The organism is Pontibaca salina (assembly GCF_016307205.1).
Taxonomy (GTDB): domain Bacteria; phylum Pseudomonadota; class Alphaproteobacteria; order Rhodobacterales; family Rhodobacteraceae; genus Pontibaca; species Pontibaca salina.
Genome location: NZ_JAEIJD010000004.1, coordinates 1 through 19074 on the forward strand (window position 1 = coordinate 1; position 19074 = coordinate 19074).

General features: G+C 60.0%; 18 protein-coding genes. 7 read left to right on the forward strand and 11 right to left on the reverse strand.

All coding sequences use genetic code 11. The features are described from left to right. Positions 1–647: 3-methyl-2-oxobutanoate hydroxymethyltransferase (panB, locus tag JAO82_RS06465; RefSeq protein ID WP_198685559.1), on the reverse strand; the 647-nt coding region annotated here is incomplete at its 3' end. A gap of 503 nt (positions 648–1150) precedes the next feature. Here panB and JAO82_RS06470 point away from each other — a divergent pair. Then, a complete protein-coding gene (locus tag JAO82_RS06470; protein ID WP_198685560.1) occupies positions 1151–2719 on the forward strand; it encodes a GMC oxidoreductase in 1569 nt (522 codons plus the stop codon). A 141-nt stretch (positions 2720–2860) separates the two neighbouring features. Here JAO82_RS06470 and JAO82_RS06475 read toward each other — a convergent pair whose 3' ends face one another. Then, on the reverse strand, positions 2861–3178 hold the full coding sequence (locus JAO82_RS06475) for a DUF6280 family protein (RefSeq protein ID WP_198685561.1): 318 nt from the start codon (positions 3176–3178) through the stop codon (positions 2861–2863). A 217-nt stretch (positions 3179–3395) separates the two neighbouring features. Here JAO82_RS06475 and efp point away from each other — a divergent pair, with 217 nt between their 5' ends. Then, on the forward strand, positions 3396–3959 hold the full coding sequence (gene efp / locus JAO82_RS06480) for an elongation factor P (RefSeq protein WP_198685562.1): 564 nt from the start codon (positions 3396–3398) through the stop codon (positions 3957–3959). A 14-nt stretch (positions 3960–3973) separates the two neighbouring features. Here efp and ygfZ read toward each other — a convergent pair whose 3' ends face one another. Beyond that, the gene (gene ygfZ, locus JAO82_RS06485) at positions 3974–4708 is read right to left on the reverse strand and encodes a CAF17-like 4Fe-4S cluster assembly/insertion protein YgfZ (protein WP_198685563.1); all 735 of its coding nucleotides are present in this window, start codon (positions 4706–4708) and stop codon (positions 3974–3976) included. 68 nt (positions 4709–4776) lie between these two features. Here ygfZ and JAO82_RS06490 point away from each other — a divergent pair, with 68 nt between their 5' ends. Next, entirely contained in the window at positions 4777–5460 is a 684-nt protein-coding gene (locus JAO82_RS06490; RefSeq protein ID WP_198685564.1) for a TIGR04283 family arsenosugar biosynthesis glycosyltransferase, read from the forward strand. A 6-nt stretch (positions 5461–5466) separates the two neighbouring features. Here the strand turns inward: JAO82_RS06490 and JAO82_RS06495 are convergent, their stop codons facing one another. The 6 genes from JAO82_RS06495 to JAO82_RS06520 all read right to left on the reverse strand — a co-directional run bounded on the left by JAO82_RS06495 (position 5467) and on the right by JAO82_RS06520 (position 13008). Next, on the reverse strand, positions 5467–7347 hold the full coding sequence (locus tag JAO82_RS06495) for an ABC transporter ATP-binding protein (protein WP_198685565.1): 1881 nt from the start codon (positions 7345–7347) through the stop codon (positions 5467–5469). A 68-nt stretch (positions 7348–7415) separates the two neighbouring features. Continuing rightward, complete coding sequence (locus tag JAO82_RS06500; RefSeq protein WP_198685566.1) at positions 7416–8522, reverse strand: pyridoxal phosphate-dependent aminotransferase; 1107 nt, start codon at positions 8520–8522, stop codon at positions 7416–7418. A gap of 46 nt (positions 8523–8568) precedes the next feature. Then, positions 8569–8967: a YbaN family protein gene (locus JAO82_RS06505; RefSeq protein ID WP_198685567.1), complete on the reverse strand. Its 399-nt coding sequence runs from the start codon at positions 8965–8967 to the stop codon at positions 8569–8571. 185 nt (positions 8968–9152) lie between these two features. Continuing rightward, on the reverse strand, positions 9153–12218 hold the full coding sequence (locus JAO82_RS06510) for a valine--tRNA ligase (RefSeq protein WP_198685568.1): 3066 nt from the start codon (positions 12216–12218) through the stop codon (positions 9153–9155). 29 nt (positions 12219–12247) lie between these two features. Further along, on the reverse strand, positions 12248–12577 hold the full coding sequence (locus JAO82_RS06515) for a hypothetical protein (protein WP_198685569.1): 330 nt from the start codon (positions 12575–12577) through the stop codon (positions 12248–12250). Then, entirely contained in the window at positions 12574–13008 is a 435-nt protein-coding gene (locus JAO82_RS06520) for an Lrp/AsnC family transcriptional regulator (protein ID WP_198685570.1), read from the reverse strand. Before JAO82_RS06520 ends, JAO82_RS06515 begins: the two co-directional genes overlap by 4 nt. A gap of 108 nt (positions 13009–13116) precedes the next feature. Here JAO82_RS06520 and JAO82_RS06525 point away from each other — a divergent pair, with 108 nt between their 5' ends. Next, positions 13117–14274 carry a type III PLP-dependent enzyme gene (locus tag JAO82_RS06525; protein WP_198685571.1) on the forward strand — a complete coding sequence of 386 codons (1158 nt, stop codon included), beginning with the start codon at positions 13117–13119 and terminating at the stop codon, positions 14272–14274. Between the two features lie 89 nt (positions 14275–14363). After that, the gene (locus tag JAO82_RS06530) at positions 14364–15434 is read left to right on the forward strand and encodes a DUF2235 domain-containing protein (protein WP_198685749.1); all 1071 of its coding nucleotides are present in this window, start codon (positions 14364–14366) and stop codon (positions 15432–15434) included. Positions 15435–15457: 23 nt separating this feature from the next. Here the strand turns inward: JAO82_RS06530 and metF are convergent, their stop codons facing one another. Beyond that, positions 15458–16324 carry a methylenetetrahydrofolate reductase [NAD(P)H] gene (gene metF, locus JAO82_RS06535; protein ID WP_198685572.1) on the reverse strand — a complete coding sequence of 289 codons (867 nt, stop codon included), beginning with the start codon at positions 16322–16324 and terminating at the stop codon, positions 15458–15460. 94 nt (positions 16325–16418) lie between these two features. Here metF and JAO82_RS06540 point away from each other — a divergent pair, with 94 nt between their 5' ends. Together JAO82_RS06540 and JAO82_RS06545 are read left to right on the forward strand one after the other, a co-directional pair. Continuing rightward, positions 16419–17324, forward strand: coding sequence for a LysR family transcriptional regulator (locus JAO82_RS06540; protein ID WP_198685573.1), 906 nt, complete (start codon positions 16419–16421; stop codon positions 17322–17324). Between the two features lie 148 nt (positions 17325–17472). Further along, a complete protein-coding gene (locus tag JAO82_RS06545; RefSeq protein ID WP_198685574.1) occupies positions 17473–18258 on the forward strand; it encodes an inositol monophosphatase family protein in 786 nt (261 codons plus the stop codon). Between the two features lie 55 nt (positions 18259–18313). Here JAO82_RS06545 and JAO82_RS06550 read toward each other — a convergent pair whose 3' ends face one another. Next, positions 18314–19057 (reverse strand): rhomboid family intramembrane serine protease, encoded by a 744-nt coding sequence (locus JAO82_RS06550; protein WP_198685575.1) that lies wholly within the window; start codon positions 19055–19057, stop codon positions 18314–18316. Between the last annotated feature and the right edge of the window lie 17 nt (positions 19058–19074).

Below are 19074 nucleotides of genomic sequence, written 5' to 3' on the forward strand. Positions count from 1 at the left end.
TGACCGTCGCACCCAACCGAACCACCAATCCCGATCGTCGGAATAGAAACCTCAGACGTAATCAAATCAGCAAGATCAGCAGGCATCTTCTCCAAAACAATTGAAAATGCGCCGGCCTCGGCGGTGGCTTTGGCATCGGCGCACACTGCCTCTGCAGCGCTGCCCATGCCCTGCGCACGGTAACCGCCAAGCGTGTTGACCGATTGAGGCGTCAACCCCACATGCGCCATCACCGGAATGCCCCGATCCACCAGGAAACGGATTGTCTCGGCCATATCGCGCCCACCTTCAAGCTTCACCGCCCCGGCGCCTGTTTCAGTCATGATCCGGGCAGCGTTGCGAAACGCCTGCTGAGGGCTTTCCTCGTAGCTGCCGAAGGGCATATCCACCACCATCAGGGCGCGGTTCAATCCGCGAAAGACGGCTTGACCGTGAAGGATCATCATCTCGAGGGTGACCTGCAAGGTCGAGGGCAAACCATGCAGAACCATACCAAGGCTATCACCAACCAGAACGACGTCACATTCCTGATCGACAATTTGGGCGACCGGCGTGGTGTACGCGGTCAGACAGACCAGCGGCGTTCCACCTTTGCGCGCGCGGATATCGCTCGCATTCAATGCCCGTTTCGAAACATACTGGCTCATACCCGTCTCCCTTATTTCCCTCACGGAAAGATTGATAGGATGCAGCGATGCCGCTTGCAACCTTGCAGCTACAGGATTCAACAATGCCCTCGGCTGCAAGCACAGGCGCGTAGAGACTTGTTAAGAAAGGCGACCATTCCGGGGCCGCGTGTTGCAACCATCGACGCTAGAAATTCAGCGGCCAGCCCGACCGGTATCTTGTTGCAGAAAGTGAAAACCTAAATGAACCTCATTGATTGTAGGGCAGGGGCTCGATCTGAGAAAGTTTGGGATGCCGGGTGAGATATGATTACCGGCCGACGGACTGCGCAGGGCAGCGGTTTGGGTTGTTTTATTTGTACCGAGATTGCAGAATTGTTTTACTGAAGCTGAAGTTTACTTTGTCATCACCGGTTTTTTGAACGGCGGGGTTGTTTTGGGCGAAATTTGGCAAAATAGGGCGGATTTCATGTGTGTGATCTGTTCAGAGTAGCCCTCACCAGTCAAAGTTCTGCGTGGCATCTATGACCAGCGAATTGTGCGACCGGCACTGGGACGTCATCGTGATCGGTACGGGGATCGGCGGTGGAACCATCGGCCGGCATCTCGCCGAAAATGGTTTGGCGGTTCTGTTTCTGGAAAAGGGTCATGCCGGGCAGCGTAGCGCAACAAACGGGCTAGGTGCAGATACGATCACCGATCCCACCGCCCGCATGACACAGGGATGGTGGCCCGACAGAGTTAGTCTATGCCTAAACGGGCGCGAGACTCAGCCCTTTGTGCCAATTGGGGCCGGGGTTGGTGGTTCATCGGTTTTCTATGCTGCAACGCTCGAGCGACCCGAAGCGCATGATCTTGATGACAGTGCCGAGCGTCCGCACCCGACCGGCGGCTGGCCGGTCAACTATCACCAGATGTTGCCATATTATGACCGTGCCGAAGCCCTTTATCATGTCCGCGGCGAGACCGATCCGCTGAACGGTCATTCTGCGGCGCGGTTGGGCGCGCCGCTGCCGATTGCGCAGGGCGATAGCCGGATGATGCAGCGAATGCGCGCCGGTGGATTGCATCCTTATCAACTTCACACCGCCTTGCGACACCTAGACGGCTGCACATTCTGTTTTGGCCGCAAGTGCCCGCGTGACTGCAAGATGGACGCGCGCTCGGCAGGGATCGAGCCCGCGTTGAAAACCGGTCGGGCTGCGCTTTTGGATCGGTGCGAGGTGACTGAACTGGTGGGCAGACCAGATCGGATCACGCATGTCATTGCCCGACGTGATGACGAACAACTGACATTTTCGGCGGAACGTGTCGTGCTGGCTGCTGGTGCATTATCTTCACCCCGGTTGCTATTGAACTCGCGGGCGGAGCACTGGCCACACGGCTGTGGCAATGGCAACGATCTGGTAGGCCGAAATCTAATGTTTCACCTTAATGAGATGTTCGCTCTTTGGCCAAGACGTGGTGAGGCTTTTCGGGAACATTCGAAATCCATTGGTTTTCGCGATCTGTATTTTGCCGAAGGTCTCAGGTTTGGGATGGTCCAATCGATGGGGCTCAACATCGAACAGGGTGATATCCTGCATTACTTGCGCAGGCGCATTGCCCGTTCACGACTGCGCTGCCTACCCGGCGCGCATCAACTGGCGCGGGTCCCCGCGATCATTGCCGCACAGGTATTCGGGCGGGCAAAGGTCTTTGTCGGTCTGCTTGAAGATTTGCCGTATGCCGAGAACCGCGTTTTGCCCGATCCGGCACGGCCTGGCGGAATTCGCATCGATTATGGCTTTTCCGAAGAGCTTCTTGAGCGTCGCTTGATCTTTCGTCGCCTGCTCCGCTCCGCCTTAAAGGGCCAGAAAAGCTTGTTTCTCACCCATGACCCCGAGCCAAATCTGGGTCATCCCTGCGGGACCCTGAGGATGGGAGCGAACCCTGCGACAAGTGTCCTTGACCCCGCCTGCCGCGTGCATGGTCTGTGCAATCTGTGGGTCGTCGACGCTTCGTTCATGCCGACTTCGATGGGGGTAAATCCCAGTCTGACCATTGCTGCCAATGCCCTGCGGGTAGCCGATCAAATTGCGGAGCGGCAGTGACCAAATCTTTTATCGACACGATTGTGCGACGAGCGCCGGAGGTAACCTTGGCCGCCCCGGACCATCTTGATTGCGGTCGAAGTCTTCACAGCAAAAACGCGCTTCAAAAAGCGCGTCTTTGCGATACGGATGTATTGAAAATCAGGCGGCGGCCTGACGGGCAGCCTGACGCCGCTCGCTTTCTTCCCGCGACAGCGCGACCGAAGTGCGCACACCGCGGCCAACAAATTCCATCAACCCATCGACAACCCGTTCATTGGGGTCAATTCCCGCGCAAGAAAGTACTTCGCGGCCATCGCGCGAACGAGCCCAGCGGGCGATTTGCTCGGGGCCGTTGCCGTATTTTTTGTCATCGGCAATGGCATCATCTAGAGCTGCCAGTACCACGGCGGCAAAAAGTTTGCGGGCGCGATTGCCTTGTTCATTATTAAAAGCCGTTCCATCAACGAAATCTTTCATCTCGTTTCCCTTATCATTATTGCTCTTGCGATTTCTGCTTTGCGCCCCTTATGGCCTATTCAGATCGATTCGGGTACCCCGTTTAAGAATACCGCCCATGCGCCTAGCGCATGGGCCTTCGCGCATGCAGCACGCGATAGGTTGTATTGCCACAACTCGCTTCGCCATATATAGGTGCGCAAACAAATCCATCAAGTTCTAGTAAGGTAACCCTCTCATGGCCAAGATTAACGGCAATGAAATTCGCCCCGGCAATGTGCTGGAGCATAACGGCAGCCTGTGGGTCGCGGTTAAGGCGGATCATGTGAAACCGGGCAAGGGCGGTGCCTTTGCCCAGGTTGAATTGCGCAATCTGCGCAATGGTTCGAAATTGAACGAGCGCTTCCGCAGCGCGGACAAGGTCGAGCGTGTCCGGCTGGAACAAAAGGACATGCAGTTCCTTTACGAAACCGACGGCATGCTGGTATTCATGGATGCGCAGACCTACGACCAAGTGGAGCTGCCGGCTGAAATTTTAGGTGAACGTCGCCCGCTGCTTCAGGACGGGATGACCATTCAGATCGAGTTTCACGAGGAGGAGGCGCTGAACGCCTCGCTGCCGCAAAAGGTCACCTGCAAGGTTGTCGAGACCGAACCGGTGGTCAAGGGCCAGACGGCGGCAAACAGTTTCAAACCCGCCACGTTGGATAACGGGCTCAAGATCATGGTGCCGCCATTCGTCGGCCCGGATGAGGATGTCGTGGTCAACACCGAAACCATCGAATACGCTGAACGCGCCTGATCCCTGCCTGCCGGTCACTCCCGATGTAGCGTAGCGTCGCCCGCCTGCATCTCGCCCGTAGCACGGTCAAAGCGCAGATAGGCAATGCCCCTGCCATTGGCCTGTGTATACAGCGTTCCGGCCGGTCTGTCGTCGGTGGTGACCGGAGCGCCCACAGGGGCGCTGCCATCGATGAGCACGCGGACGAGCCCTTTGCGCAATTCTGTCCTGTGCCGCATTCGTGCGGTGACTTCCTGTCCGACGAAACAGCCTTTGCGGAAGTCGACACCGTTCAAACGGTCAAATCCCGCCTCCAAAATGAAGCTATCGGGCGTCAATTCGATGCCGCTTTCGGGGATACAGTGGGCCACGCGGATCGCGTCCCAGTCGGTGCCGTCGTCATTGGCTGGGGCCGCAGTATAGGCCCGCCAGCCGAGAGCTTCATGGCGTGGGTCGGGCAGTGCGCCCTCGGGTGCTGGGCCGGTGCCGCGTTGCAAGTTCAGGCCGGAGTCCTCGATCGTGACATCCGAGCGCAGCTTGTACATGCTTAGACGTTTCGCCAGATCGTCAGCCAGCGGGTCGGCAACGTCCAGCAAGACCGCGTCAGCCTCGGCTGCGAGGAAGAAATCTGCGATATATTTGCCTTGGGGCGTCAGCAGCGCGCTATAGACAAGACCCTGATCGAGCTTGCGAATGTCGTTGGTGACCAGCCCTTGCAGGAAGTCGAGCCTATCGCTGCCTGAAATCCGGAAGATACGGCGCGATGTCATTGTGTTCTCCTTGTGTCCAGTCATCTATCATATAACAGCAGCGGCAACGTTTAACAGAGCATGCATCAATGCAAGCCCCAATCAGTGTCATCATCCCCACGCTGAATGTCTCTGGCGATCTTACCGGGTGCATCAAGGCCTTGGCCGAAGGGCAGGCGGCGGGGCTGATCCGGGAAATCATCGTGACCGATGGCGGATCGACGGATCGGACCTGTGTGATCGCGCGCGATCTGGGTGCGCATATCGTCACCGGTCCACCCTCGCGCGGGGGGCAGTTGCGGCGCGGCGTGGCGGCGGCGCAGGGGCCGTGGCTGCTGGTTCTACATGCGGACAGCATCCTTGCGCCCGGGTGGAGCGGCCCGGTGGCGGAGCATATCGCGCAGGGGCAGGGCGCGGGCTGGTTTCGTCTGACTTTTCGTGCGCGGGGCCTGGCGCCTTCAGTGGTCGGAGCGTGGGCCAATCTGCGTGCCCGCATGTTTGCGCTGCCTTATGGCGATCAGGGCTTGCTGCTATCGCTGGCTGATTACGACCTTGCTGGCGGCTATCCGGATCAGCGACTGATGGAGGATGTCGCGTTGGTGCGCGCTTTGTCGTGTCCATTGGTGCGCCTGAATGCGACCATCACCACAAGCGCTGTCCGATATCTAAGCGATGGCTGGCTGCGGCGTGGCGCGGGTAATATTTGGACGTTGATCCGCTATTTGTCCGGAGTCTGCCCAGAATCTCTGGCCGACCGCTATCAGCGCAAGTAATTGGGGTTAACCCAGAAAACGGACGGCCAGTCGTCGCAATATACCGGGTTCTCGCCCGTCAACCTTGGGCATATGCGGTGCCAATGCGGCGGTTCCCTTACGATCGATCACCTCTTTGCCAGACTGGAACTGCAACCGGTAGAGATCGGCATAGATGCCACCGCGCGCCAGTAACTCGTCATGGGTTCCGGAGTCCACCACTTGCCCGCGATCCATCACCACGATGCGATCGGCGTTCTGGATGGTGGATAGGCGATGCGCGATCACCAGCGTCGTGCGCCCGCCCGCGAGCTTCTCCAGCGCGCTTTGCACGATCTTTTCCGATTGTGCATCCAGTGCGCTGGTGGCCTCGTCCAGCAGCAGGATCGGTGTGTTGCGCAGCAGGGCGCGTGCGATCACGACGCGCTGTCTCTGCCCGCCCGACAGAGCCGAGCCGCGCGGTCCCACCAGAGTGTCCAACCCGTCAGGGAGATTAGACAAAAAATCGCTGACATGGGCGGCTTCCAGCACCGGTTGCAGGTCGGCATCGCTGATATCCGTGCGCCCAAGGAGGATATTGTCGCGCAGGGTTTCATCAAACAGCAGCGCCTCCTGACTGACGACCGAAAACAGGTCGCGCAGCGATTCAAGTTCCATGCGCGCAACCGGGACATCGCTGATTTTCACCTCTCCGGCTTGCGGATCGACCAGCCGGGTCAGCACATTGAACACGCTAGATTTACCCGCGCCCGACGCCCCGACCAGCGCCGTGGTCTTGCCCGCCTCGGCATGTAAGGTCAGGTCGTCCAGCACCGTCGCCTCACCATAGCGCAATGTGACGCCGGTCAAGGCCACATCGGGCAGCCCCGTGGGCGCTGCCACAGGCTCGGCCGGCGAGGCCAGCAGGATCGGCGCGTCCATCAGCTCTTTCAGCCGTTCCAGCGCGGCGGCGGCGACTTGCCACGTGCCACTGACCGCTGCAAGACGGCGCATCGGGTCGAAGGCGAGACCGATGGCGGTGAAAAAGCTCATAAACTCACCGACGGTCTTCTTGCCCTCGATGATCTCGGAGCCACCCAGAAAGAGCACCCCCATGAAGCCCAACCCCGCCATCACATCGATCACCCCGGTGATCGCAGCGGTGCCGAATGTGGCGCGGATTTCCGAGCGCACGAAAGTACCCGTATGCTTTTCGAACCGACCGGTTTGATAGCGTTCGAGGTTGTTCAATTTGATCGGCACGATGCCGTGAAAGATCTCGTCCAGCCGCGTGGCAAGGGTCGCGCCGAGATCACGCGCCTGGCTGGCTTTCTTGCGCACATAGCGCTGCCCGGAAAAAATGGGCAGAAAGGCCAGCGGCACGCCAACCAGCATCACCAAAGTCCAGCGCCAATCGATATTGATTGCCACCCCAAGCAGGATAATCAGCGAGATGAAATCACGCCCTGCGCCGGTGATAATCGCGCGCCAGACTGCGTTGACCGATCCCACATCGGATTGGATCCGCTGGATCAGATAGCCGGGCGGATGGGTCTGGTGAAACGAAGCATCCTGCCGGATCAGCCGTTTCAGAAGATCAACGCGCAGATGGGCAGCCGTCAGTTGCGAAATTCGCGACAGCAGCACCTTTTGCACCACGCCCGACAGACCGCGGATCGTGAAGACCACTAAGAAAATAATGCTGACCCAGACCAATGCTTGACTGTTGCCCTGCACGAACACGGTATCGAACATGGGTTTCATCATGTAACTGATCGCGCCGACGGTGCTGCCTTCGATCAGCATGAAGAACAGCGCGATGAACAGCACGCCGAAGTGCTGACGCAGATACCCCCGCCACAGCCAGCCCATCAGCTCGGCTATAGATTTTTGCTTAGTTTTGGGTGGATTATGCGCTTTATTCTGCATGTACCCTGCTCTTGAATGTCGCTGCCGTGTAATCTGCGTGGTACCCCGGCACAAGCGATGAAGACCGGTCAGCCGCGCGCGGCTTCCAACGCAGAGGGAAGGGCGGCGGCAAAGATTTTCAACTGATCCATCGGGCCACAACTAACTCGGATGCAGCGATCTTGGGGTGCGACAAAGGGCATTCGCACGAAAACGCCCTGCTGGATCAGGTTGTCCAGAACCGCTTTGGCAAAACTCCCGTCGCCGCCACAATCAATTGCGACGAAATTTGTGGCCGAGGGCAGCGCGTACAGCCCGTTATCCTGCGCGATTTGCGCGATTCGGTCGCGGGCTCGGCTGATTTTCCGCTGGACATGGGCCAGCCAATCGCCATCCTGCAAGGCCGCCAGTGCACCGGCTTGCGCAGCGCGGTTCATCCCGAAATGATTGCGCACCTTGTTGAAAGCCTCAATCAGATCCGGTGCAGCAATCGCGTACCCCACGCGCGCCCCGGCCATGCCGTACACTTTGGAAAAGGTGCGCAACCGGATCACGCGCGGATCATCTGGTCTTATCGGTGCGGCGGTCCCCTCTGGCGCGCATTCGACATAGGCTTCGTCCAAAACCAGCAAGCAGCCTTCGGGCAGCGCATCCATCGCCGCGACAACGCTTGTGCCGCTGTGCCAAGTGCCCATCGGGTTATCGGGATTGGCCAGATAGACCAGTTTCGCATCGACTTGTGCAGCTTTGGCGAGCAAACTGGTCGGGTCTTCGCGGCCATCCACATAGGGCACCCTATGCAAGACGCCGCCGAAGCCGGTCACGTGATAGTTGAACGTTGGATAGGCACCGTCCGAGGTCACCACCGCATCGCCGGGCCCGACAATCAACCGCACCAGATAGCCCAGTAGCCCGTCGATGCCTTCGCCCACCATGATGTTGGCAGGTTCGGTGCCATGGTGCGCCGCAAGGGCAGCGCGCAGGTCATGGCTTTGGGAATCGCCATATTTCCAGATATCGCCAGCGGCCTTCCGCATTGCTGCAATCGCACGCGGTGAGGTGCCAAAGCCGTTCTCGTTGGCACCAATCCGGGCGGCAAAGGGGGCGCCGCGCGCCCGCTCATGGGTTTCGGGGCCGACAAACGGCACATTGGCAGGCAGCGACCGGGCGAGCGAAGTGTAGCGCGGATATGTCATAACAATCAGATAAGCCCAAGCCGTCGCGCCGAGCAAGGGCGGCGTATCACTCTGCGTCGGGCCGTGTCAGGATAAAGACAGCCGCGCCCGACAGGCAGATCGCCTGCACCGTCAGAACAATCCAGCCCAGTCCCGCGATCGCGCTGGCCAAAAAGACCAGCGCCATGACCGATACGGCCAGTCGTTTGATCGGCCGGGGAATGGCGCCATGTGTCTCCCAGTCGAGGATCAATGGGCCAAAGGTGCGATGGCCGATCAGCCAGGCGCGCAGTCTCGGTGATCCTTTGCCAAAGCAATATGCGGCCAAAAGCACGAAGGGCGTGGTCGGCAGAACCGGCAGCACCACCCCCAGCACCCCCAGCACCAGCGCCAGCCAGCCTGCAAAGGTCCACAGAAGACGGGGCAGGAGGCGGCGCGGCGGGGTTTCGGGTAAATGCGGCTCCATTTGGTGCTTCTTGTGCTACGGCAGATCGCCCCGATGGGTAGAGGCCGCCGCAGCGGAAGTAAATCGCGCTAAGGCGTCACATCCGACGGGATGCGTCGGGCCTGTTTCGGCTATGCTGAGCGCGTCCGCCCTAGGTCAGGTCGCGGCCCGGATGCAAAGGCCGCGAACCTGAAATCCGATAACGCCTATTCCAGTTCGGAGAGCCGCGCCAGCGCCTCGCGCAGCTTGGTCTCTTCGGCCTCGCGCGCGGCTAGATTGGCGCGGGTTTCTTCGACCACTTCGGGCGGCGCCGAGCTGGCGAATTTCGGGTTGTTCAACCGCCCGCGCAGCCCACCGAGTTCCTTCTCTAGCTTGCCAAGGCTCTTTTCCAGTCGCGACTTTTCCTTGTCGATGTCGATGATCCCGGCCAGCGGCAGACCAAATACTCCGCCCGGAACCGCGACGGTCACGGTGCCCTTGGGAAAGGTCTCGGCGCGCTCCAGTGACTCGATCCGCGCCAGCCGTTTGATCAGGGTCTCGTTGCGCTCCCACGCGCTTTGGCTGCGCGCGTCAATCTCGCGCACCAGCATCGGCACATGTGCGCCGGCCGGCACATGCATCTGCGCCCGCGCCGAACGGACGTTCTCGATCAGCGTGATCACCCAGTTCATCTCGTGATCTGCCTCTGGATCAACCAGATCCGCGGGGGTGTACTCGGGCCAATCTCCATGGATCAGCATCTTGTCGCGCTTGCCTGACAGCGCCCAAAGCTCTTCGGTGATGAAGGGCATGATCGGATGCAGCAGGATCAGGCACTGATCCAGCACCCATTTCATGGTGGCGCGGGTCTCGTCGCGCGCCTCTGCATCCTCGCTCTGCAACAGCGGTTTGGAGAACTCTACATACCAGTCGCAGACCGTGTGCCAGACAAAGGCGTAAAGCGTATTCGCGGCATCGTTAAAGCGGAAATTCGACAGCGCCTCATCGACCTCGGCGCCGGTCTTGGCGACCTCTCCGATGATCCAGCGGTTCAGGGTCTTGCTGGGCTGAGGGCGCTCGGTCGCAGACACGCCGAAGACCTCGTTCATCTCGGCAAAGCGCATGGCATTCCAAAGCTTGGTGCCGAAATTACGATAGCCCGCGACGCGCTGGGTGGACAGCTTCAGGTCGCGCCCCATGGCCGCCATCGCGGTCAGCGTGAAGCGCACCGCATCGGCGCCGTACTCGTCGATCAGGTCCAGCGGATCAATCACGTTGCCAAGGCTTTTCGACATCTTCTTGCCGGCCTGGTCGCGCACCAAAGCGTGAACATAGACCGTGTCGAACGGCTTCTGCCCGACCACTGCATATTGCATCATCATCATCCGTGCGACCCAGAAAAAGATGATGTCGAACCCGGTCACCAACGTGTTGGTGGGGAAATATTTCTGCAACTCCGGTGTGTTATCGGGCCAGCCCAGGGTACCGATGGGCCAAAGCCCCGAGGAAAACCACGTGTCCAATACATCCGGGTCGCGCCAGACCGGGTAGACAAGTTTCGTCGGATCCTGCTCCAGTCCGTAATGGGCAAGGCTTTCGGCCAGCAGGTGGATTGCCTCGTGTTTGTCCTTCACCTCGACAATGGCCGCATGGTTGATCGGGGTCGGCGTGTCGGCAATTTCATCGCGGAACGCATCCTGCACGGATTCGAAATCCGCCGCGCAATGTTCCACGGCACCGGCATGCAGCATGCCGCCCTCGATCAGCAGACGGTGCAGTTCGACAAGATCCAGCTCGCCGTCGCCCTCGTCATCGCGGAATTCAGGCGCCGACAGATCGAGCCCGTACCAGACGGGGATCTGGTGGCCCCACCACAATTGCCGCGAGATGCACCACGGCTCGATATTTTCCAGCCAGTGATAGTAAACTTTCTTGTCGCGCTCGGGCAGGATCGTGACCTCGCCATCGCGCACAGCGTCCAGCGCCGGGCCGACAATCTGGGCGGTGTCCACGAACCACTGGTCGGTCAGCATCGGCTCGACCACCACTTTCGAGCGGTCGCCAAACGGCTGCATGATCGGCTTGTTTTCCACGAAGGGCACGGTCTCGCCGTCATCATTCGTGACCGTAACCGCCAGCCCTTCGGCATTGATATCGGCGACGATGCGTTCGCGGGCTTCGAACCGGTCCAGGCCGCGATATTCTTCGGGGACAAGGTTGATCCGGCTGGCGTCCTGCGGCGCCGTTTCGCGCCCTTCGGCGATGCCCTGCGCCCAGGCAGCGGCCTCGCCATAGGGCAAGCCATCGCTGCGCATCGCGCCCTTGGTGTCCATCAGCGCGTAAAGCGGGATGCCGTTGCGCATCGCCACCGCATAGTCATTGAAGTCATGCGCTCCGGTAATCTTGACCGCACCGGACCCGAAATCGGGATCTGGGTATTCGTCGGCGATGATCGGGATCAACCGGCGCTGGTCCTTTGGGCCGACGGGAATTTCGCAAAGCTTGCCAACGATCGGCGCATAGCGTGAATCGGAAGGGTGGACCGCCACCGCCCCGTCACCCAGCATGGTTTCGGGCCGGGTCGTGGCAATGGAGATATAATCGCGCTCTTCCTCCAGCACGACAGTCCCGTCCTCGTCCTTTTCCACATAGGTATAGGTCTCGCCGCCGGCGAGCGGATATTTGAAGTGCCACATGTGACCGGGCACCTCGATATTCTCGACCTCCAGATCGGAGATCGCGGTCTCGAAATGCGGGTCCCAATTCACCAGCCGCTTGCCGCGATAGATGATGCCCTTGTCGTAAAGATCGACGAACACCTTGAGGACCGCAGCATGGAACCCCTTGTCCATGGTAAAGCGGTCCCGCGACCAGTCGAGCGAAGCGCCAAGTCGCTTGAGCTGGTTGACGATGGCGCCGCCCGATTCCTCTTTCCACTCCCAGACCTTGTCGATGAACGCCTCACGCCCGAGTTCGCGGCGGCCCTTGCTGCCCTCTTCGGCAAGCTTGCGTTCCACCACCATCTGCGTGGCGATACCGGCATGATCCTGCCCCGGCTGCCAAAGCGTGTCGAAGCCGCGCATCCGGTGCCAGCGGATCAGAATGTCCTGCAGGGTGTTATTGAAAGCATGCCCCATATGCAGGCTGCCGGTCACGTTGGGCGGCGGGATCATGATGCAATAGGTCTCGCTGCGCGAGGCATTCGCCCCGGCGGTGAAACAGCCGGCCTCTTCCCAGGCCCGGTAAAGACGTCCTTCGGCCTCGGCCGCGTCAAAAGTTTTTTCCATCGCCATCGTGGTGGTCCCTTTTGTTCGAACCTCGTCTAGCGAATGGCGCGTCCAAGGGGAAGGTCCGCATTGCCACTTTCCTGCGGCAGGACCGGTGGCACCCCTGGATTTTGGGTATTTGTAACCAGAAAGAAGCGATAACGGATTTTTAACGGGAATCGCGCCATGCTGGTCGTGCGGTACAGGCTGGGGAGCCGATGACCGCACCAGGAAGAGGCGGCCCTGTCGATTGCAGGATTGTCCCGATGCGGATGGACGGCGATCAGACAGGGCGCTTCGGCCTTGTTTCTTTCTGGTAATAAATACCCGATTTCGCGACATCCGCCAGATTTTGAAATGTCTGTCCCTTCGAACTGACGTGTCAACCGATGCGGTCGATCTTGGTCGCGAGGTGGATCAGGCTTTCCGATGAACGGACCCCGCGCGCCTCGCCGATGCGGTCCAGCGTTGCGTCCAGTGCCGAAGTGCTGTCCGCTGTGGCCTGTACCAGTAAATCCCAACGGCCTGATGTGGTATGCACTGCTTCTACGCCGGGCAGAGCACGCAGTCGGTCCAGCACAGCGGGCGTGCTGCGTGGCTCGACAGAAACAAGGATCGTCGCGCGCAGGGCGGGGCGCGTGGCCGCGCTTGCTTTCAGCGTATAGCCGGCGATCGCGCCGGAGTTCTCCAGCCGATCAATGCGCGCCTGAGTGGTTGTGCGGGCAAGTCCCAGCCGCCGTGCCAGATCCGCCACGGGCCTACGTGCGTTTTCGCGCAGCAAGGCTAGCAGGTGTTTATCGGTATCGTCCAATTGCATGGTCATTTGGTCGTTATGACGAAAGATACCTGCATATTGGCCGAAACGACCCGTGAAATCGACAACAAAGGTCCAGACACTGGTAGGAAACAGTGAGGGACTGTAACAATGCAACAATTCCCGCCGTTCTGGTCTGATCCAATCAGTCATCTTTTGCGCCAGCAGCCCGATGTTCCGGTGCTCTACCTGTCGCCGCAAATCCTTCAGGCAACAGCGCGCCGGTTCCGCGGCGGATTTCCGGGATTGGTGACCTATGCGGTGAAAGCCAATGACCGGCCCGAGGTTCTCGACAATCTGGTGGCCGCTGGAATCGACACCTTCGATGTGGCGTCGCCAAGTGAGATGGCAGCTGCGCGGCGCGCGTTTCCGCAAGCGGTTTTGCATTATAACAATCCAGTTCGGTCGCGTGACGAGGTGGCGGCGGGCATTGCGAATGGCGTCGCCAGTTGGGCGGTGGATGATCCGACCGAATTGAGTAAATTGGCGGACGTGCCCAAGAGCGCTGAACTCGCGGTGCGCATTGCACTGCCGGTCAAGGGGGCGGCTTATGATTTCGGCGCCAAGTTTGGCGCAACACCAGATCTTGCGGTTGAGCTGCTGCGCCGCGTCGATCAGGGCGGCTGGCATGCGTCGGTTTGTTTTCATCCGGGCACCCAATGCGAAGACCCCCGCGCTTGGGCGGCCTATATCACCGAGGCGGCCCGGATTTGCGAGCGGGCCGGTGTAACGCTGGCGCGGCTGAACGTGGGCGGTGGGTTTGCGGCTGATCGTTGCGGCAAGGTCCCCGATCTGAATGCAGTATTTTCGACGATCCGGGCCGTCACCGATCGCGTGTTCACTGCGCGCACGCCTGCTCTTCTGTGTGAGCCGGGCCGCGCGCTGGTGGCCGAAGCGTTCACATTGGCCACCCGGATCAAGGGGATGCGGGCTGGCGGACGCACGATTTATTTGAACGATGGCATTTATGGGGGGCTGTCCGAACTGCGTGACATGGGGCTGAGCCGGCGTATTCGGGTGATCGCCGTCGACGGTACAATGCGCCAAGGTGCGCCGATACCGCGTGTGGTTTTCGGGCCGACCTGCGATTCTCTTGATCGACTTCCGGACGGCCTGGTCCTTCCCGCCGACGCGCAGGATGGCGATTATGTCCTATTTGACGGCCTGGGAGCCTATTCCGTGGCGATCAGCACCGATTTCAATGGCTATGGTCTGCACGATATCGTGTCGGTGCAGCGCCTGACTGGAAATCGGAATTTGCCAGCTTAATTTAATATATACAAGCTATTGGCAGAAAGTTGGATAGGAGGGACCGACGCTAACAAGGTTGCGGTTAGGGTTCGGAGGGACGTTGGGTGATTAATATATCGCAATTGCGTGAACGGGTTTTTGGATGGTTAGGTCGGCCCCTGACACGCGAACAATCGGGCGAAACTGCAGGGCGCGGGCCGCAGAACTATGTCATCATTCTGGACGGCACGCTATCGACCTTGGAACCGGGATATGAGACCCATGCCGGTGTTACCTATCGGCTCTGCCGTGAAATGTCGCCGCATGTCGCGGTTTATTACGAATCGGGCGTGCAGTGGCCCGATTGGCGCAGCACGCCCGACATGCTGATGGGGCGGGGAATCGACCGTCAGATTCGCCGCGCTTATGGTTTTCTTTCGTCGCGCTATCGGCCCGGAGACCGGGTGTTCCTGTTCGGATATTCCCGCGGCGCCTATGCCGTGCGCGCCCTTGCCGGACTGATCGACCGGGTGGGGCTGCTGCAACGCGACCATGCCACAGTCCGCAATATACGCACTGCATATCGCCATTATGAAAACGCGCCCGACGGGCTGCATGCCCGAGCTTTCGCGCGGGCCCTTTGCCACCAATCCGTGCCAATCCAAATGATCGGCGCTTGGGACACGGTCAAGGCGCTGGGCATTCGGCTGCCGCTACTGTGGCGTTTTGCAGCGGAACAGCACCGGTTTCACGACCATCATCCCGGTGGTTCCGTTCGCAATGTATTTCACGCCTTGGCACTGCATGAAACGCGGGTGGTCTATCAGCCCGAGCTGTGGCGCCTGAAGCCGGATTGGCAAGGCTATATGGAACAGGTCTGGTTTCGGGGCGCACATGGCGATATCGGCGGGCAATTGGGCGGAGATGAGCGAGCGCGCCCCTTGGCCAATATTCCATTGGTCTGGATGTTGGAGCGGGCAGAGACAGCCGGCTTGCCGCTGCCGCAGGGGTGGAACGCGCGTTTCTTTACCGATGCGTCCGCCGCGCCGGTCGGCACATGGCGTGGCTGGAGCAAGATTTTCCTGCTGCGCCGCCCGCGTTTGGTTGGTGTCGATCCATCCGAGAGATTGCACGAAACCGTTCCGGAACAAATGCCCGCCCAGACCAGCGCCCCGCTCGGAGCGCCCAGACCGCAGTGAGAGCGGTTGGATCAAAACAATTGTTACGCCACCTTGTCTAGGGGGACACGTGGCGTCACGCCCAGTGCGTGGCAGACATCGCGGGTCAATTCGGGACGGTTCAGCGTGTAGAAGTGCAGTTTGTTGACACCGCCTTCGATCAATTCGCTGCAGAGTTCGGCACAAAGTGCTGTGGCCAACATGTCGGCGCGTCCGTCGCGGGTTGCCGCATCGAAAGCCTCTTCGACCCATTTCGGGATTGTGGTGCCGCAGTTGCGGGCAAAATTGCGCGCGCCTTTCCAATTTTCGATTGGCAGGATGCCGGGCGTGATGGCATGGTCGATTCCGGCCTTGGCGCAGGCGTCGCGAAAGCGGAAAAACGTATCCGCCTCGAAAAAGAACTGGGTCAGCGCTTCGGTTGCGCCCGCGTCCAGCTTGGCCTTGAGCCAATCGATGTCGGCCTGTCCGCAGGCGGCTTCGGGGTGCACATCGGGATAAGCGCCGACGCGAATGGTGAAATCACCGGCATCGGCAAGCGCTTCGATCAGTTCGACCGAATTGGCGAAGCCGTCGGGATGGGGGACGAATCCGCCGCTGCCTTTTGGCGGGTCGCCGCGCAGCGCGACAATTTCGGTTACACCGGCTTGGGCGAAGTCATTTGCGATCGTGAGCGTTTCTTCGCGCGAGGCGTTCACGCAGGTCAGGTGTGCGGCAACCTTTAGCCCCGAAGATTTGTGCAGCGTCGCCACCGCATCGCGTGTCAGATCGCGCGTGGTGCCGCCGGCGCCATAGGTAACGGACACGAAGCGCGGCGCCAATGGGGCCAGCGATTGCACGGTATCCCACAGCCGGAACGATGCCTCAAGTGTCTGAGGCGGGAAGAATTCGAACGAGACGTCGGGACGGGTCATGGCGGTGGTCTCCTTTGATTTCATCCCTTGTCGCACATGCTGCAATGTGAGACAAATTCATAAAACTCAAGAACAACATGAATGGAGTGATAGGATGCATATTGAATTCCGTCACCTGCGCACGATCCAGGCGGTTTATGAATGTGGCGGCCTGGCCCGCGCTGCCGAACGGCTGCACATCACGCAAAGCGCGCTGAGCCATCAGATCAAGGGGCTTGAAGATCAGGCTGGAGTCGAGTTGTTTCAGCGCCGTTCCAAGCCGATGAAACTGACGGCCGCAGGGCTGCGGCTGCTGCGGCTGGCGGAAAAAGTGCTGCCGCAGGTCGAGGCGATGCAGGCTGAGTTTACCAATTTGCGCGATGGGAACACCGGCCGGCTGCACATTGCCATCGAATGCCATGCCTGTTTCGAGTGGCTGTTCCCGGTCCTTGAAAATTTCCGCAAGTCTTGGGGCGATGTCGATGTCGATATCCGCCCGGGGCTGGCGTTCGACGCGATGCCGGCGCTGCAAAAGGAAGAGGTCGACCTGGTGGTTTCCTCCGACCCTGAGGATCTGCCGGGAATCGATTTTATTGAACTGTTTGACTATGCGCCGGTTTTTGTGGCGTCGTCGCAACATCCGCTGGCGGCGAAACCCTTTGTCGAGGCTGCGGATTTCCGGGACGAGACTTTGATCAGCTATCCGGTTGAGCGCACACGGCTGGATGTGTTCAGCCAGCTGCTGATTCCGGCCAAGGTGGAGCCGGCCGCGATTCGGCAGGTCGAATTGACGGCGGTCATCCTGCTGCTGGTCGCGTCGAACCGGGGCGTTGCGGTGCTGCCGGATTGGGTCGTGCGCGAGGTCAAATATTCCTCGGATTACGTCACCCGGCCGCTGACCGCCAAGGGGATCACGCGGCGGCTTTACGCTGCCGTACGCCGGGAAGATCGCGAAAAACCGTATATGAGCGAACTCATCGACCTCGCTCGGAACGAAGCGCGCCGGCTTCAGGCGGCGTGAGGCGTGCTGGCCATCCGGGGTGGGGCAGATTCACCCTGTCGATCTGCTTTGCATTATGTCTTGCTATTCACCACTCCTAAGAACGGGCGGCCCTTGGCAAGGGGCGGTGCGGGGCGTATAGGCGAAGCCTGACCGACAGGAGCATGAAATGATAGGCAGTGCGAATCTCAACATCATGGTCAAGGCCACGCGCAAGGCCGGGCGATCGCTGGTGAAGGATTTCCGCGAGGTCGAGAACCTGCAAGTGTCGATGAAAGGTGCGGGCGATTTTGTCAGCCGCGCCGATCTGGCGGCGGAGAAGATCCTCAAGGAAGAACTGCTCGGTGCGCGTCCGACCTATGGCTGGCTCGCCGAAGAAGGCGGTGCGATTGACGGGCAAGATCCGACGCGGCGCTGGATTGTCGATCCGCTGGACGGGACCACAAATTTCCTGCACGGGCTGCCGCATTGGGCGATTTCCGTCGCGCTGGAACATAAGGGGCAGGTGGTCGCCGGCGTGGTCTATGACGCCGCCAAAGACGAGATGTTCTTTGCCGAAAAAGGGGCGGGCGCATGGATGAACGACACCCGCCTGCGGGTGTCCGGGCGGCATCGCATGATCGAGAGCATTTTTGCCACCGGGTTGCCGTTTGGCGGGCGCGCAGATCTGCCCGAGACGCTTCAGGATCTGGCACGGCTTCTGCCGAGCTGCGCCGGGGTGCGGCGTTGGGGGGCAGCGGCGCTTGATATGGCGTATGTTGCGGCTGGACGCTATGAGGGGTTTTGGGAGCGGCATCTGCATGCTTGGGATCTGGCCGCCGGCATCGTGATCTTGCGTGAGGCCGGGGCAATGGTCGAGCCGCTGGAAGAGGGGCGCGACATTCTGGCAGACGGCTCGGTGATCTGTGCCAACCAGGCGATTTTTGATCAGTTCGCCAAGACAATCCGACGGTAGATTTCGCTGCTGGCGTCGGAACTGGGTATTTCAAACCAGAAAGAAGCCGGGTGGTTCATTTCCGCGGTACGCGCGGGATACTGGTAGGACTAAGACCGTATTTGCGGTCAGGGTGGGGCGGTTTGCCCTGAGTGAGATCCCAGAAAGCGGTGCCGCCAAGCCGCAGCCAGAGTGGCAAGATTAGTGCAAGACCCGCGACAAAGCCGCCGATATGCGCCCAGTAGGCGACGCCGCCTGTGTCCGGGTCGGCACCGAACCCGCCAAGTGCCTGCATGATGAACCAGACCCCAAGCATGATCCATGCCGGGATCGGCAGAATCCGAAAAAACACCACAAGGATGATCAGCACATCGACCCGTGCGCGCGGAAACAGCAATACGTAGCCGCCCATGACGCCCGCGATGGCCCCCGACGCACCAACGGTTGGAACCACCGAGCCGGATGCGGATTGCACATGGATCAAACCGGCACCGATGCCGCTGGCCATGTAGAAGCTCAGGAATTTTACATGGCCCATGCGGTCTTCGAGATTGTCGCCGAAGATCCACAGGAACAGCATATTGCCGGCCAGATGCATCAGCCCGCCATGCAGGAACATCGACGTCACCAGCGTGTGAAACCCATCGCCTGCGGAAATCCGTGCGGGGATCAGCGCCCAGTTGAAATAGAACTGGTTGAGCGCGCGTATCGAGTCGAAGCCGCCAAGATTAGCGAGATATATCAGAGCATTTGCCGCGATCAGGGCATAGACGATATAAGGTGTGCGCCCTGACGGATTGTGATCGCGGATCGGAAACATGGCTTTGACGCTGAGGC

Coding starts and splice junctions, on each gene's coding strand:
- JAO82_RS06470 (WP_198685560.1), top strand. CDS start 1,151: ATGACCAGCGAATTGTGCGACCGGCACTGGGACGTCATCGTGATCGGT.
- JAO82_RS06475 (WP_198685561.1), bottom strand. CDS start 3,178: ATGAAAGATTTCGTTGATGGAACGGCTTTTAATAATGAACAAGGCAAT.
- efp (WP_198685562.1), top strand. CDS start 3,396: ATGGCCAAGATTAACGGCAATGAAATTCGCCCCGGCAATGTGCTGGAG.
- ygfZ (WP_198685563.1), bottom strand. CDS start 4,708: ATGACATCGCGCCGTATCTTCCGGATTTCAGGCAGCGATAGGCTCGAC.
- JAO82_RS06490 (WP_198685564.1), top strand. CDS start 4,777: ATGCAAGCCCCAATCAGTGTCATCATCCCCACGCTGAATGTCTCTGGC.
- JAO82_RS06495 (WP_198685565.1), bottom strand. CDS start 7,347: ATGCAGAATAAAGCGCATAATCCACCCAAAACTAAGCAAAAATCTATA.
- JAO82_RS06500 (WP_198685566.1), bottom strand. CDS start 8,522: ATGACATATCCGCGCTACACTTCGCTCGCCCGGTCGCTGCCTGCCAAT.
- JAO82_RS06505 (WP_198685567.1), bottom strand. CDS start 8,967: ATGGAGCCGCATTTACCCGAAACCCCGCCGCGCCGCCTCCTGCCCCGT.
- JAO82_RS06510 (WP_198685568.1), bottom strand. CDS start 12,218: ATGGCGATGGAAAAAACTTTTGACGCGGCCGAGGCCGAAGGACGTCTT.
- JAO82_RS06520 (WP_198685570.1), bottom strand. CDS start 13,008: ATGCAATTGGACGATACCGATAAACACCTGCTAGCCTTGCTGCGCGAA.
- JAO82_RS06525 (WP_198685571.1), top strand. CDS start 13,117: ATGCAACAATTCCCGCCGTTCTGGTCTGATCCAATCAGTCATCTTTTG.
- metF (WP_198685572.1), bottom strand. CDS start 16,324: ATGACCCGTCCCGACGTCTCGTTCGAATTCTTCCCGCCTCAGACACTT.
- JAO82_RS06540 (WP_198685573.1), top strand. CDS start 16,419: ATGCATATTGAATTCCGTCACCTGCGCACGATCCAGGCGGTTTATGAA.
- JAO82_RS06545 (WP_198685574.1), top strand. CDS start 17,473: ATGATAGGCAGTGCGAATCTCAACATCATGGTCAAGGCCACGCGCAAG.
- JAO82_RS06550 (WP_198685575.1), bottom strand. CDS start 19,057: ATGTTTCCGATCCGCGATCACAATCCGTCAGGGCGCACACCTTATATC.